General features: G+C 38.9%; 12 protein-coding genes. 7 read left to right on the top strand and 5 right to left on the bottom strand.

Annotated features, from left to right (window positions below; all coding sequences use genetic code 11):
- Positions 1-48: 48 nt before the first annotated feature.
- The 5 genes from AC4IF5_RS06070 to mfd form a co-directional block, all read right to left on the bottom strand.
- On the bottom strand, positions 49-915 hold the full coding sequence (locus AC4IF5_RS06070; protein WP_490732649.1) for a hypothetical protein: 867 nt from the start codon (positions 913-915) through the stop codon (positions 49-51).
- A 153-nt stretch (positions 916-1068) separates the two neighbouring features.
- Complete coding sequence (locus tag AC4IF5_RS06065) at positions 1069-1803, bottom strand: hypothetical protein (protein WP_490732647.1); 735 nt, start codon at positions 1801-1803, stop codon at positions 1069-1071.
- A gap of 9 nt (positions 1804-1812) precedes the next feature.
- The gene (locus AC4IF5_RS06060; RefSeq protein WP_490732645.1) at positions 1813-2631 is read right to left on the bottom strand and encodes a hypothetical protein; all 819 of its coding nucleotides are present in this window, start codon (positions 2629-2631) and stop codon (positions 1813-1815) included.
- A gap of 7 nt (positions 2632-2638) precedes the next feature.
- The gene (locus AC4IF5_RS06055) at positions 2639-3460 is read right to left on the bottom strand and encodes a hypothetical protein (RefSeq protein WP_490732643.1); all 822 of its coding nucleotides are present in this window, start codon (positions 3458-3460) and stop codon (positions 2639-2641) included.
- 372 nt (positions 3461-3832) lie between these two features.
- Positions 3833-7201, bottom strand: a complete 3369-nt coding sequence (gene mfd, locus AC4IF5_RS06050; RefSeq protein WP_490732641.1) for a transcription-repair coupling factor — start codon at positions 7199-7201, stop codon at positions 3833-3835.
- Between the two features lie 248 nt (positions 7202-7449).
- Here mfd and AC4IF5_RS06045 point away from each other — a divergent pair, with 248 nt between their 5' ends.
- The 7 genes from AC4IF5_RS06045 (at position 7450) to AC4IF5_RS06015 (ending at position 14834) form a co-directional block, all read left to right on the top strand.
- Positions 7450-7845: a hypothetical protein gene (locus tag AC4IF5_RS06045; RefSeq protein WP_490732639.1), complete on the top strand. Its 396-nt coding sequence runs from the start codon at positions 7450-7452 to the stop codon at positions 7843-7845.
- Between the two features lie 182 nt (positions 7846-8027).
- Positions 8028-8297: a hypothetical protein gene (locus AC4IF5_RS06040; RefSeq protein WP_490732637.1), complete on the top strand. Its 270-nt coding sequence runs from the start codon at positions 8028-8030 to the stop codon at positions 8295-8297.
- A gap of 134 nt (positions 8298-8431) precedes the next feature.
- The gene (locus AC4IF5_RS06035; RefSeq protein WP_490732635.1) at positions 8432-9931 is read left to right on the top strand and encodes a GH3 auxin-responsive promoter family protein; all 1500 of its coding nucleotides are present in this window, start codon (positions 8432-8434) and stop codon (positions 9929-9931) included.
- A gap of 69 nt (positions 9932-10000) precedes the next feature.
- Positions 10001-10363, top strand: coding sequence for a hypothetical protein (locus AC4IF5_RS06030; protein WP_490732633.1), 363 nt, complete (start codon positions 10001-10003; stop codon positions 10361-10363).
- Positions 10364-10455: 92 nt separating this feature from the next.
- A complete protein-coding gene (locus tag AC4IF5_RS06025; protein WP_490732631.1) occupies positions 10456-11691 on the top strand; it encodes an MFS transporter in 1236 nt (411 codons plus the stop codon).
- Between the two features lie 289 nt (positions 11692-11980).
- The gene (locus AC4IF5_RS06020) at positions 11981-12580 is read left to right on the top strand and encodes a hypothetical protein (protein ID WP_490732629.1); all 600 of its coding nucleotides are present in this window, start codon (positions 11981-11983) and stop codon (positions 12578-12580) included.
- Between the two features lie 181 nt (positions 12581-12761).
- The gene (locus tag AC4IF5_RS06015) at positions 12762-14834 is read left to right on the top strand and encodes a T9SS type B sorting domain-containing protein (protein WP_490732627.1); all 2073 of its coding nucleotides are present in this window, start codon (positions 12762-12764) and stop codon (positions 14832-14834) included.
- Positions 14835-14903: the final 69 nt, after the last annotated feature.

Raw genomic sequence — 14903 nt, 5'->3', positions numbered from 1 at the left:
ATTATATTATTATTTATATTCTGATAAGATTAACAATTATAATGTCTCTTATAAATTTTTATAAGTATAGGTCATGTTCTGATTCTTCTCAAAGCTAGGATATCCCTGATTATCATAAGAATAACTCTGAGCTGTATTCACAGAGGAAGACGGCATCTGAATATACATAGACGTAGGATTGCTTGGAGATATTTTGTAGAAATTAGCCGGATTGATCAGGCTCTGCAAAATAAAATACGTTGACGGAAGTGTAGAGAAAGGACTTTTTCGCCCATCATGGTTCTGAAAGCTGTATTTCGTAACGACTGCCGTACCCAGGTTCGGAACTCCGTTTATATCAAATATTCCTTTGGAGCAAACAACCTGGAAAACATTCTCTCCTTCATATATAAAAGCGTATTCTATAAACATATTATAGGCACTGATTCCTCCCGCTTTTCTTTTTTCAAGGATTTTAGTAAGCTTATTGGTGGCAGCATCATAGGTAAATGAATAGTCACTGATATGAGAGGCTGCCGTTGTTGCTCCTGTCGCAGTACAGCTAGCATTATAAATCTTCTTTCCGCTACTGTCCGGAACAACATCGAATTCGTAAGCAAGACTGCCCGTTGCAGGACTTACAAATTTAACTTTCGTAATATTTTTTTCGGTATAAGTTACGTTTCCGGTATAATAAGCATTGGCTGCATTCGTATCTTTAAAAACCGCCTGTTCCAGAGCTCCTGTTACTGCCGTTGTAACATATTCTTCCTGAATAACATTATCCACACTGATTTTTGACAGGATTTTCTGAGGTGGCGTACCTTGATCAGGGTCAGGGATCGATTCCATAGGATCCGAGGTTGTATTACATGATACCAGCATCCCTAAGAAAGCAATACCGGCAAACATTTTAAAAAAATAGTTTTTTACCATAGACAGTTTTTTTTAGCTTCTTCAAATATAATTCAATTTTTGGTAACACACTGTACCTTATTCAAATAAATTCACAAAGAAAAGAGTTAATAAACAAAAAAAATCTAAAAACATAACGTTTTTAGATTTCCAATTATTGTATGATGATCAAAATTAATAGGGTTGCAACACGGATGTTGTCAGAACAGATTGCGACATATCACTGTTCAGATAAGTAGTATTCACAGCCCTGCCTATTCCCAGCGTATTGCTGCTGATCGCTCTTTTGATGCAGGCTACCTTAACCGTATATTTATTTTTAGGGGTAAGATTGGCAAGCGTGGCATTAAGGTTAAAAATTTTATAGGCACCGCTTTCTCCCAGCAATACATCTGTTCTTACGGCTCGCAGCTTATCATCTACAAATACACCACAGGCAAAACTTGCAGAATTTGCTCCTGATTTTTGAACCGTGGTCTGAAATGAAAAGGTCACTTTATTTACGCTGTTGGTAATAGAAAACGTATCGGTTGTACCCGGAAGTACACTCCAGCCATTGATAGAATTCCCTTCATAATAAGGAACTGAATCTCCATTTTGTCCGGAAAAAGAAACTCCGGTCTGGTCCGCAACCGTATTGATAGAAAACACAGACATGCTTCCCTGCCCATCAGCTATTTTAATACTTTTCCAGTCATTGACAGCCATATCTGAGTTATTATGGAGAATATCCCCAGGCATCCCTGCTGAACCTTTTAAAGCATCGGTTCCTCCGGTTCTCAGCTCTTTTCTGATATTTAAGTCTCCGTTGATATCCAGCATATTAACAGGATTGGATGTATTGATTCCCACCTGAGCGCTCATCAATGCGACCGATAATAAAAATGTAAGAAAGAATATTTTTTTCATAATTGGTTTTTAATTGATTATCGGGTTAAATGTTTGCGGAACTTCATATACATCTACTTTTAAAGATGACTGAGCAATAAAGTCATTAATATTGGTGTTCGTATTGGTTCCAATAGCTAATGTTTTATAGCTTTCTCCATAGGAGGCAATTCTTGAACACGCGACACTCACAACATGATTCCCTTTGGAAAGATTTTCTACAATCCCGATTTGATTGTGGGTAAGAAAAGGATACTGAGAATTGTTCGCTTTTAAATTCCTTTGTCTTAAATTCACCAGCTTATCATCTACAAAAATACCGCAGGCATAATCTATTGAAGTATCGGCAGCACTGTTGTTTACCCCAAAATCTGCCTGCACTACCGTTTCAAACTGAAAATAAGCTTTACTCTCAGTACTAAATACATTGATAGTCTGTGTCAAACCTTCTATTCTTCTAAATCCTTTAAGGCTACTGATATTGGCACCTTTAGTAAAGGTAGCGGCTTTGGAGGTTGTAAAACTTGCCTGATCATAATAAGGAAAAACAATTCCATTTTTATCTGAAAAGGAATTATTGAAGATCAGATAAAACTTATTCGGTTCATATTCCGGAATACGTAGGGTTTTCCAGACAGGAGGATAGCCTTCTCCCTGAGAAACCAGCAGCTGGTCATTATTCCCCTGGGAAAGGGTATTATCTGTCACATCAAGTACAGCAATTTTATTTCTGAAGTTCATATCTCCGTTCACATCCAGTTTTGCTTTCGGAGATTCGGTATTGATTCCCACCTGAGCTGACAGCAGTAATCCGGCAGGAAGAAGTAAAGTCGATATTATTTTTTTCATCACTTAATTAATTGTTTTTATAGCTTACGTATTCAATGACATCCATCTTCATTGTAGATTCCAGGGTAAAAGCATTGGATGATCCGTTGGAATTCTGCACATTACGTCCTATTGCAAACTGAGATCCCAGATTTGAAGTTTCGATCTTTCTGCATCCGATTTCGATCTTATGGGGCCCCACAGGCACATTAAGCTCTGTATAATTAAGGGTAAAAATATAATCCTGAAGTCCTTCCTTTTCACTGTTATTATTAGAAGCAACCCTGTCAGGACGTACAGCTACCAGCTTTCCGTTTCTGAAAACCGCACAGGTAAATCTGATACTCTGTGAAGTTGTAGATACCGGAGCTTTCATTTCAATTCCTGTCTGGAACTGATAGGTCAGCCTGTTTCTTCCGTTTTTGATGGTAAAGTTGTTTTCAAGACCGGTAATCTTTTCCCATTTTCCTTTGGTGATATCAGTGATGTTATCTCCAACATTGTTTTTGTAGACATTATCACCGGCAACACCATTAGAAAGTGTAATAATGCCCGTCTGATCTGATGACAGATAAGAATTGATCAGTTTGTACTGACCCTCTTCCATAAAGGAAACATTCAATGATTTCCAGACAGGAGGCAAACCTTCTCCCTGGGAAACTAAAACCTGACCGTTCAACCCTGCACTTCCGGCCTGGGTTGAAGTCCCGCCTACTCTAAGTTCTTTTCTTAAGGTGGTTTTACCATTTACATCGAGAACAGACTTTGGTTTGGAGGTCCCGATTCCCACCTGTGCGCTGGCATAGAAAGGAAGAAAACCAGCTATGCAACAATATATAATCTTTTTCATAATAAGGATTGCAAAGGTACAAATTGAAGCCCAAAAAATTCCAGTTACACATTTGTAAGCCTATAGAAATAAACATATTACATGATAGAAAGAATAATAATAAAAAGTAGAATTATTTCTACATAACTCTAATTTTATTAATTAGAATTAACCCCATACCATCTCAAACCCTTACTGTACGGTGCCTCACAAATTATTTTTTATCAATAAAAAGTGATTTCACCCTTGTTAAAAAGAGCTTAATTCTCTTCAACAGGAATATTTCCACAAAAAAACCTGACAACAATCACAAAAAAAACATACAAAAACCTGGGTTTTTGTATGTTTTTTCTAACTTTTATGAAAGTTCTTATGATATATGAAAACTATATTCTAATTATGTTCAATAATTGTCTTCAAAAGCATATTGACCTCATCCACATTTTTTACTTTTTCTTTTCTCATCATGAGCTGACTCCCTTCTTTCCCGGATTTTTCTTTAAGCTGAGCTTCTGCCGGATTTCTGGTTAAATAATTAATGATGTGCCTGAATCTGTCTGTCTGGTAAAATTTATCCTGGGGATTGCCCGGGAAATATCCCAGAAACACCCCGTTCTTCATCACAATCTTTTCAAAACCGATATCTGCTGCAAGCCATTTCAGGGAAACACTTTTCAACAGATTTACCGCCTCTTTCGGCAATGGCCCGAAACGGTCGATCAGCTCAAGCTCAAACTGATGAAGCCCTTCTTCATTATTAATCTCGGCGATCTTTTGGTACAACAGCAATCTTTCTTCTGTATTCGATATATATGAATCCGGCAGCATTAGCTCCAGATCAGTATCAATATTAACGTCTTTTACAGATTTGAAAAGCTTCTGCCTGTCCTCTTCATTATCAAATAAATTCTCGAAGTCAGCATCATCTTTCAACTCTTCAAGGGCTTCCTGCATCAGCTTCTGATAGGTTTCAAATCCCATTTCATTAATAAATCCACTCTGTTCTGCTCCCAGCAAATCACCTGCTCCACGGATCTCCAGATCCTTCATGGCAATCTGGAAGCCGCTTCCGAGATCAGAAAACTGCTCAATCGCTTCAAGACGTTTTCTGGCGTCTGAAGTCATCATATCATAAGGAGGTGTGATCAGGTAGCAGAATGCTTTCCTGTTGCTACGTCCTACCCTTCCACGCATCTGGTGAAGATCAGCCATCCCGAATCTTTGAGCATCATTGATGAAAATAGTATTCGCGTTCGGAACATCCACTCCGCTTTCCACGATTGTAGTAGAAACCAGGACGTCATATTTACCTTCCATAAAGTCCAGGACATTCTTTTCGAGCTGCTTTCCTTCCATTTGTCCGTGTCCGGTGATCACCCTTGCATCTGGTACCAATCGCTGGATAAGCCCTGCAATATCTTTAAGGTTTTCAATTCTGTTATTGATAAAGTAAACCTGGCCATCCCGTTGAAGTTCATAAGAAATGGCATCACGAAGCGTTTCCTCATTAAACCCGATCAGATGCGTATCTACCGGCTGTCTATTCGGCGGAGGTGTTTTGATAACTGATAAATCCCTGGCAGCCATTAAAGAGAACTGTAATGTTCTCGGAATCGGAGTCGCGGTAAGGGTAAGGGTATCAACGTTACTTTTAAGGGTTTTCAGCTTATCCTTCACTGAAACTCCGAATTTATGTTCCTCATCAATGATCAGCAGTCCCAGATCTTTAAACTTCACGGAACTGCCTACCAGCTGATGGGTTCCGATGATAATATCCACTTTGCCGTTCTTCAGATCTTCCAGGGTTTCCGATTTCTGCTTCGCTGTTCTGAACCGGTTGACATAAGAAACATTCACAGGGAAGTCTTTAAGTCTTTCCCTAAAGCTCCTGTAGTGCTGGAACGCCAGAATGGTCGTCGGCACCAGTACAGCCACCTGCTTCCCATCCGTTGCCGCTTTAAATGCTGCACGGATCGCTACTTCGGTCTTACCGAACCCTACATCTCCACAAACCAGCCGGTCCATCACCGTATCGGCCTCCATATCCCTTTTTACATCTACCGTTGCTTTTTCCTGATCCGGAGTATCTTCATAAATAAAGCTTGCCTCCAGTTCATTCTGCAGATAAGAATCCGGTGTGTAAGCAAAACCCTTTGCCGTTTTTCTTTGAGCGTATAATTTAATAAGGTCAAAAGCAATCTGCTTTACCTTAGCTTTTGTTTTTTGCTTTAACGATTTCCAGGCCGGAGATCCGAGCTTGCTCAGAACAATCTCTTTTCCGTCAGGTCCGTTATATTTTGAGATCTTATGAAGGGAATGAATGCTCACATATAACAGGTCTCCATTTTTATAGGTCAACTTGAAGCACTCCTGGATCTTACCGTCATTATTGACTTTTACCAGTCCCATAAATTTCCCTATCCCGTGATCAATATGGGCAATATAATCCCCGATCTTCAAGGACATCAGATCTTTCAGGGTAAGCTGCTCAGACTTTGCAAAAGTATTTTTCGCCTTATATCTCTGGTAACGGTCAAAGATCTGATGATCCGTATACACCAGCAGCTTATGTCCGTTGTCTACAAATCCTTCATGCAGTTCGGATTTAAAACTTTTAAAAGGGAGCTCATGCTCAAGCTCTTCAAAGATAGACTCCAGCCTTTCTTTCTGTTTCTCCGTTGAAAAGGAAATCCATGTATCAAATCCGGCTTCCTGCTTTTCTTCAATATCTTCGATCAGCAGTTCAAAATTTTTATGGAATGAAGGCTGTGGCAGCTGTTCTGTTTTAATTTCGGCAACTTCCTTTAAACCTTCGATCATCACACCTCCGAAGTCAACCGTTTTGAACTTTTTATAATCGAACAAAAATTCCTGATCGGAAATAAAAAGTTCCTGCGGTGTTCTATGGGCGATATCCTTACTTAAAGTATCATACTTCTCCAGAGATTTTTCGTAGAACGTTTTGATCTTCTGCATTCCTATCATTCCGTTCCTGGAAACCACATAGCTTTCTTTAGGCAACAGCTGCAATAATGAAACCCTGCTGCCCGTTACCGAAAAATTCATATTGGAAACCAGCTGAAACTCTTTTACTTTATCCACAGAAAGCTGCGTCTCAATATCAAAGGTTTTAATGCTTTCCACCTCATTTCCGAAAAAGGTAATTCTATAAGGCTTTTCATAAGAATAAGAAAACACATCTACAATTCCTCCCCGTACAGAAAATTCTCCAGGTTCCGAAACAAAATCCGCCTGCTGAAAATGATAATGATTCAACAGCTCATCCACAAAATCAAAATCCAGCTGATCACCTACCTTTATGTGATGCGAAATCGCTTTAAAGTCTTCTTTCTTCAATACTTTTTCTGAGAGAGCTCCGGCGTAGGCAACAATCACCTTCGGAGACCTTCCGGAGTTGATCTTATTCAAGACCTCCGTTCTCAGAACCAGATTGGCATTCTGTGTTTTTTCCACCTGATATGGTTCAAGATGAGTTGCCGGAAAATACAGCACCTTATCTTTTCCCAACAGGTCTTCCATTTCCGTATTGGCGTATAATGCATCCTCCTTATCATCTACCAGATAAAGAATATTTTTCTTATGAACCAAAAAAAGCTCAGCCACAAAAATGGAAACCGAAGATCCGGCACTTCCTTTCACAGCAATATGCTGATCGTTTTCTAACCGGGTGAAAATTTCTTTTCCGAATTCTTTTTGCAACAGATCGGGAAGAAACTTTTCTTTGATGGATTTTAACTGCATAAATAGTAGGGTATAAACGACAAAAGCGATTTCGGGAGTTTTCCGAAACCGTTTATGCTCTACAAAGGTACGGATATTTTTTTCTTTGGATAAAAACAGGAAGAGTTTAAGACACAGAATGAACAGCTTATAGTTTTAAATCTTAATTTTTAACAATTTTATCTAATAAGTCGTTAAAAAGATTCCATTATCCTCTCATGGCATAGTGTTTGGCACTTTAACCTTACCAACCCATTAAGAATAGTATTATGAAAAAAGCAATTAAAATCTTAGGAATATTAATGCTGTTGATGTTTACAGCATTTTCTTTTTCGTCGTGCAGCAGTGATGACGATCCTGTAAACAATGACTTTTTTGCAGGCACCTATAAGGGAAGTGTTTCTTATAATGATGGCGGATCTACCAATATCAGTACTGATAACGGAAGCGTATTTGTAACAAAGATCGCCAGCGGCACCAAGTATAACTTCGCTTTCTCAAACAGCATCCCTGATCTTAACGGAATTGAGTTTGAGCAGAAAGGAGATCATACTCTTATTATGATCGGTGCCACAGCAACCTCTTATATCAGAATTGACAACAACGAATTAAAAATCCTGTATATAAAAGACGGGAAAACATGGACTGCCAATTGTACACGCTAAACATTCTGACTCTATAATAAAAAGGCCTGCTTCGGATGAAGCAGGCCTTTTTATGTTCAATCAATGGAAAAGCTTTAATTTTTTTTTAAGCTGTAATAAACTTTCGTTAAGTTTAAAAATACAAATTTTCTAGCCTGCTTTTTGCATATCTTTATTTAACAAAAAAGCAAACATTAGTTCCTATGAAAAAATTATTATCCGCAATATCATTAATCTTAGGGTTAGGACTTGCAACGGCCCAGCAAACTGCTCCCTCTACCAATACTACAGCTCACCAAACTGTAAAAACCGCAAACTCCGCAAAACCTGTGGCAGCTAAATCAGCAGAGGTAAAACCGGCACAGCCAGCAGCCAAAATGAAAAAAGACGGTACCCCGGACAAAAGATACAAGCAAAATAAACACCTGAAAAAGGACGGAACTCCAGATAAAAGATACAAGGTAAACAAATAAGCATAACATTAACATATAGTTGTTATTTTCATAATCAAATTTCAAAAAAGCCGATGGAACCTGTTTCATCGGTTTTTTATGTCAAGCTTTGTAAAAATGGTTTCAGATTCTCTACTTATTTATAAATTTGAACCATGTTAAACTTCTTCAAGAAAAATGCAGCGCTGATCTGGGCAAAAAAACATGTTCAAAAAGCGGAGGGATTCAAAAAAAATGCGGAAAAAAATCAGGAGGGATTATTGCTTTCTCTTGTCAGCACAGCTCAAAAAACGCTTTTTGGGCGGGAACATGATTTTGAAAATGTTCACTCTGTGAAGGATTTCCAGGACAGGGTTCCGGTAGCGGACTATGAAGATCTGAAGCCTTATATCGAAAGGGTAAAAAAAGGACAGGCCAATATCTTATGGACAGAGACTCCGGAATATTTTGCCAAAACCTCGGGAACCACCTCCGGCTCTAAATATATCCCTATTTCTAAAGAAGGTATGCCTTTTCAAATTGCAGGAGCCCAAAGTGCTCTGTTCCATTATATCAGCAAAAAGAACAATGCGGATTTTGTCAACGGAAAAATGATATTTCTACAGGGAAGCCCCGAACTGGAAGAGGTCTTCGGAATAAAAACGGGAAGATTATCCGGTATCGTTGCCCATCATATCCCCAATTATCTTCAAAAAAACCGTTTACCAAGCTGGGAAACCAATATTATGGAAGACTGGGAAGCCAAAGTAGACAAAATCATTGAAGAAACAGAGCAGGAAAATATGACCCTGATCTCAGGAATCCCGCCATGGCTGATCATGTATTTTGAAAAGCTGACTGAAAAGCATGGGAAAAAGATCAAACAGTTGTTTCCCAACCTTCAGCTTATCGTCACGGGAGGGGTCAATTATGAACCTTATCGCGACAAAATGGAAGATCTTCTGGGAGGCAGAGTAGATATTATACAGACATTTCCGGCTTCCGAAGGTTTTTTTGCATTCCAGGACGATTATACAAAAGAAGGGCTTTTGCTGCTGACCAACCACGGAATTTTCTATGAATTCATCCCTCTGGAAGAATACGGAAAGCCTAATGCCAGAAGGCTGACATTAAAAGAGGTTGAACTTCATAAAGATTATGCCCTTATCCTTACCACCAATTCAGGGTTATGGGCCTATTCGATCGGAGATGTCGTGAGATTTATCAGTAAAGATCCGTACAGGATTTTAGTAAGTGGCAGAACCAAACACTTTACTTCTGCTTTCGGGGAACACGTGATTGCCTTCGAGGTGGAAGAGGCTATGAAAGCGACCCTTGAAAAGTATCCTGCCCAGATTACGGAATTCCACCTTGCACCACAGGTAAACCCTGATGAAGGACTTCCTTACCATGAATGGCTGATAGAGTTTGAAAAGGAACCTGAAGACACAGAATTATTCAGAAATGAACTGGACCTACAGCTCAGAGCCAGAAACACTTATTATGACGATCTGATCTCAGGAAATATTCTCCAAAAGCTTCAGATCACCAGACTTACCAGAAACGCTTTCCATGAATACGCAAAATCTCAGGGAAAACTGGGAGGTCAGAACAAAACGCCAAGATTAGCCAATGACAGAAACATTGCAGATCTCTTAGAAATTTATAAACTTTAATCATATTTTTTCAATTCCAAAAACGTATATTCGAAAAAAATTATAAATTTGAAAAACTAAAAGAAAATAATGAAAGCATCTGTACTGTTGAAATCGTCTTTATTAACGTCTTTATTTGTCATTACCTCTTGTGCTACTACAAAATACAGCGAGGATATTTCAAAAAATAACTATTCGAATCTCGAAGCCGGAAAAATCTATAAGGTTACGATGAGAGACGGATCTCCGAAACAGAAAATATTATTCAGGAATGTGGTTGGGGATAATCTTGTGGGTACGGCAGGCAAAAAGGACAGTACAGAAGTCATCATCCCTAAAGCCAATGTAGCGGCTGTAAAAGATTCAAGAAAAGCAACCATCGCGGCCGGAGCCACAATCATTGGAGCAGCAGGTGTTGCAGCCCTGGTAATCAGTTCTTCAAGAGCAGACTAAAATAGATTTTATCTTTCAGGATATATTTACTATATCTTTTAAAAATCAGCATATGAATAGCCTTAAATAAATTTTTAGGGCTATTTTTGTTCATGATTTCCTTTACCCCGTTACAAACATTACAAAATGTTGAGTTCAGAAATCTTCTTACCGGAAGGTTCTTTATTGTTTTAGCTTTCAGAATGCTGGCCACTTTATTAGGATGGTGGGTATATCAATTAACAAAAGATCCTTTTTCAATAGGACTCATCGGTCTTTCGGAAGTGATTCCCGCTGTAAGCTGTGCCCTGTACGCCGGACACGTCATTGATATGAATGAGAAAAAAAGATTGCTTCTCATCTGCAATTATGCTTATATTTTCCTGATAGGGCTTCTTTTGATTCCTGCATTCTTAAATGTTGAAATGCATTTTACCGGCCATCAGATCACTTATTACATCTACGGAGTTATATTTTTCACAGGGATTGCAAGGGCTTTTATCGGGCCTATTGTTCCTTCGATGATTCCCAAAATCGTAAAAAAGGAAAACCTGCCCAATGCCGTTACGCTGAATCAGGCGACGTTTCTTATATCTTCTGTCTGCGGACATGCCATAGGAGGTCTTCTCATCGGATATATCGGTGTAAAATGGACACTGGTTGTTATTTTATCGCTGATATGGGTAGCTTCACTATTTTTCTGGCAACTGAACAAACAGTATTCTGAATATAAAAAGGAAACTGTAAATGTTGTTGAGAGCATGCGGGAAGGGATCTCCTATATTTTTAGAACCAAAGAAATCTTAGGGGCTTTGTGCCTTGATATGTTTGCTGTACTTTTCGGGGGTGCCGTGGCCATGATCCCGGTATTTGCCACAGATATCTTAAATTCCGGAGCTGAAGGATTCGGGTTGCTGAATGCGGCTTCTGACATAGGATCAATGTGCATCATCACCCTTTTATCTATTGTTCCCTTGCAAAAAAACCAGGGAAAGATACTTCTTGCCGTGGTAACAGGATTCGGGTTATGCATCATCGGATTTGGGCTATCCAGATTATATTGGCTGTCTTTTATGTTCCTTGTGATGAGTGGTATGCTTGACGGAATTTCGGTAGTGATCAGAGGAACAATTGTACAGTTAAAAACACCGGACCATATAAGAGGGCGTGTTCTCAGCGTCAATTCAATTTTCATCATGTCCAGCAACGAAATGGGACAGTTCGAAAGTGGGTTGATGGCCAAAGTTCTTGGTGTTGTACGTTCTGTAGTCTTTGGTGGTTGTATGACAGTCCTGGTAGCGTTAGTGGTAGGAAGCACCAATCCCAAACTAAGAAAAATGCAATATTAAAGCTCTCTGTATCAGAGTCATTTTTAAAAAAACAAAATTAGAAATACTTAAAATCAGGATAGAAATGTTTTTTATCCTGATTTTACTTTTATGCCATTTTATTTAAAATTATTCACTTTATTTTCTCAAAATATCAAACTGAAGCAACAGTATTTTTACGATCCCCGTATAATTTCATCCAAACAGAAAATACAACATTAGATAACAATACCCTATTTTTTTAAATATATCTCATAATCTTTAATTTAACGTTAATAATTTTTTATATTTGCTTTATAAAATATCCCCTATGAATAAACTTTTATTTATTTTAAGCTTTTTCGTGACCAGTGCCTGGGTAAGCGCCCAGACTTTTTCAGATCAGGCTTTACAACAGTCTGCTCAGCAGCTCAGCAATGCTAAAACAGACGGTGACTACGATACTCTTTTCAACATATTTTCCGAGGCTAAAACTTCTGAAAAATGGAAAGCTAATTACTATGCTGCTGTAGCTATGTATCTTAAAACCCATTTTTTGTTAACACATACACCAGAAAAACCAATGGCTGAATCGAACGAGCTTGCAAGAAAATTGGCAGCACAGGCACTCGCTTCAGAAAAGAACAACGGAGAAATCAATACCCTTCTGGGTCTTATTACCATACAGAAAATCAGAATAGTAGCTTCCACAGACCCTCAAAAAGATCTGAAAGCAGCTATCGGATATATGTCAAAGGCAGATACTCAGCTGAAGAACAGCCCAAGGCTGACCTTCCTGAAAGCTGAAATAGCTGAGCTCTCCAACAACAAAACCGAAGCTATAGAACGACACCAAAAGGCTGTAAAAGAATTTGATACAGACTCTTCAGCTGGTTCTCCAAACTGGGGTAAACAATTAATCAACCAATAAAGCAAGAGAGTATAAGAGCTTTTAATCAGGATAACCTGATCTATTGCTCTGTCAGTTTTAAGGTGTATCGATGAACACCTTTAGAGCGTTAAATATTGATCGTATAATTATAATATCATCTTGAAAATAGCGTTCTTTTAAGTAATAACAGTTTTTAATATTTGTTTTTAAATCTTCTCTTATGAAAAAAACACTACTCATTTTCTTAATAATATTTTCACATATTTTATATGCTCAATCAGACTGTTCGACGGCAATGGCTGTCTGTGGCAACACAGATATTTCATATACTCCCGACGGACACGGTGATACCCTGGAAACCATAGGCGGATGTCTTAGTAATGAAAGGTATTCGGTATGGTATACCTTCACCATTGCCACTCCAGGAACCCTTACCTTTGAAATCATCCCCAATGACCTGGCTAATGATTATGACTTTGCGGTATTTGGTCCTAACAAAACGTGTGCTACCCGAGGTACTCCACTCCGGGGCTCCTATGCCGTAGCAAGCGGCATCACAGGTCTCAATATGACCGCTACAGACTTATGCGACCCTGTAGGAGGAGACAGATGGGCAAAATACATGGACGTGTTACCTGGCGAAACCTATTATCTGATTGTAAACAACCATAGCCAGTCAACGAATGGATTTAAATTGGCATGGGGCGGTACAGCTACCCTATCGTCTCCATTCTCTGATCCTGCCGTACAACCTTATCCGTTCATCCCACCGGGAGTACCGGCTGCAAACCCTGCAGACCCAACGGAGGTTGTTATCTGCTCAAATCCTGCTACTTTTGATTTTTCATCATTAACAACAGGAATTCTGAACGGTAATCCCAATTTTACCGTATCTTATCATACCAGCCAAAATGATGCTTTAACTTCTAATAATCCAATTACACTACCTCAGACCGTAACAACAACAGAGGTTTATTATTACAGCATAAGTTATTCCGATCCGGACAACCCTAGCAACCCTATTAACAAGTGTAAACAAACCGGTAAGTTTAAATTTAAAGACGGAACGATCAATGCAACGGATGTTACACTGACCATGTGTAATAACAACAATGCCGGAACAGCGACTTATGACCTTACCACAGCAAATGTTTATGACGACCCTAACGCTATTAAACAATATTATTACACTTTATATGACCTGAATAACGGAATCAACGAAATTACCAATATCTACCAGTTCGTTTCAGCGGAAGGAAAGATCTATGTAAAGGTAACTTCCCAATTCGGATGTAGTGATACTGCAGAGATCACCCTTAAATTTTATCCACAGATCATTGCAAAAGATGCTGAGATCAAAGCATGTTTCATAGAATCAAACCCTTCTACCGGTCTGTTCAATCTTGAAAATGCCGCTGTTACAACACCAACCGCAACGACTACGAAAAGATACTTCCCGTCATTAACAGACGCTGTAGATGCAACGAACGAGATCTTAAATCCACAGACTTACATTGCTCCAAACGGTATGGTATATGTAAGAGTATCTGACACCAGAGGATGTTATACTGTAGTGAAAATAACTTTAACAGTAATACCACCGGTAAAATCCACTGTTTTAACGGATAAGATTATCTGTATGGAAGATACAACCACATTAGATGCAGGACCGGGATTCAACAGCTATGAATGGAGCACAGGAGCTACCACACAGTCTATCAGAGATGTTGGAGTGGGAACATACTGGGTAAAATTAACAACAGGAGAATGTGTTACCACTCAAAAGGTAACTGTATACCCATCTGAACAACCGGTTGTAACAGGCATAGACGTTTCCAATACCACACTTACCGTAAACGTTATCGGAGGAACACCTGATTACCAGTACTCTATCGATAACATCGTATGGCAGGCCTCTAATGTATTCAACAATATCGCGAGAGGTACCTACAAAGTATATGTAAAAGATGCTTACGACTGTGATCCTATCGAAATCACTGTAGTGGTTCCTAATCTGATCAACATGATCACTCCCAACGGAGATGGGGTAAACGATGTTGTAGATTATTCCGCTATCGCAGACAAACAAAACCTGGTATTGAGCATTTTTGACCGATATGGAACAAAGATCCACCAAGGGGATAAATCAAACGGATACAAATGGGACGGAACAATTGCCGGCAAAAAGATCCCAACCGGAACTTACTGGTACTCCGTAACATGGAATGAGAATGACAAAAAAAATACACCATTCAAATTCTCAGGATGGATCGTTGTAAAAAACAGAGAGTAATTTCTATATTTAAAAGCCGCCCCGGCGGCTTTTTTCCTTTATAACAACATGCTGGTAAAAATTTATTTC

This window comes from Chryseobacterium sp. UF-290, assembly GCF_058245615.1.
The sequence above is the reverse complement of the archived record's forward strand: the minus strand, read 5'-3'. Positions and strand labels throughout refer to the sequence as shown.

What these genes read in the sequence shown, in the direction of transcription:
- AC4IF5_RS06015 (WP_490732627.1), top strand. Translation starts at nt 12,762, where the DNA reads ATGAAAAAAACACTACTCATTTTCTTAATAATATTTTCACATATTTTA.
- AC4IF5_RS06055 (WP_490732643.1), bottom strand. Translation starts at nt 3,460, where the DNA reads ATGAAAAAGATTATATATTGTTGCATAGCTGGTTTTCTTCCTTTCTAT.
- AC4IF5_RS06035 (WP_490732635.1), top strand. Translation starts at nt 8,432, where the DNA reads ATGTTAAACTTCTTCAAGAAAAATGCAGCGCTGATCTGGGCAAAAAAA.
- AC4IF5_RS06070 (WP_490732649.1), bottom strand. Translation starts at nt 915, where the DNA reads ATGGTAAAAAACTATTTTTTTAAAATGTTTGCCGGTATTGCTTTCTTA.
- AC4IF5_RS06065 (WP_490732647.1), bottom strand. Translation starts at nt 1,803, where the DNA reads ATGAAAAAAATATTCTTTCTTACATTTTTATTATCGGTCGCATTGATG.
- AC4IF5_RS06030 (WP_490732633.1), top strand. Translation starts at nt 10,001, where the DNA reads ATGAAAGCATCTGTACTGTTGAAATCGTCTTTATTAACGTCTTTATTT.
- AC4IF5_RS06060 (WP_490732645.1), bottom strand. Translation starts at nt 2,631, where the DNA reads ATGAAAAAAATAATATCGACTTTACTTCTTCCTGCCGGATTACTGCTG.
- AC4IF5_RS06025 (WP_490732631.1), top strand. Translation starts at nt 10,456, where the DNA reads ATGATTTCCTTTACCCCGTTACAAACATTACAAAATGTTGAGTTCAGA.
- AC4IF5_RS06020 (WP_490732629.1), top strand. Translation starts at nt 11,981, where the DNA reads ATGAATAAACTTTTATTTATTTTAAGCTTTTTCGTGACCAGTGCCTGG.
- AC4IF5_RS06045 (WP_490732639.1), top strand. Translation starts at nt 7,450, where the DNA reads ATGAAAAAAGCAATTAAAATCTTAGGAATATTAATGCTGTTGATGTTT.
- AC4IF5_RS06040 (WP_490732637.1), top strand. Translation starts at nt 8,028, where the DNA reads ATGAAAAAATTATTATCCGCAATATCATTAATCTTAGGGTTAGGACTT.
- mfd (WP_490732641.1), bottom strand. Translation starts at nt 7,201, where the DNA reads ATGCAGTTAAAATCCATCAAAGAAAAGTTTCTTCCCGATCTGTTGCAA.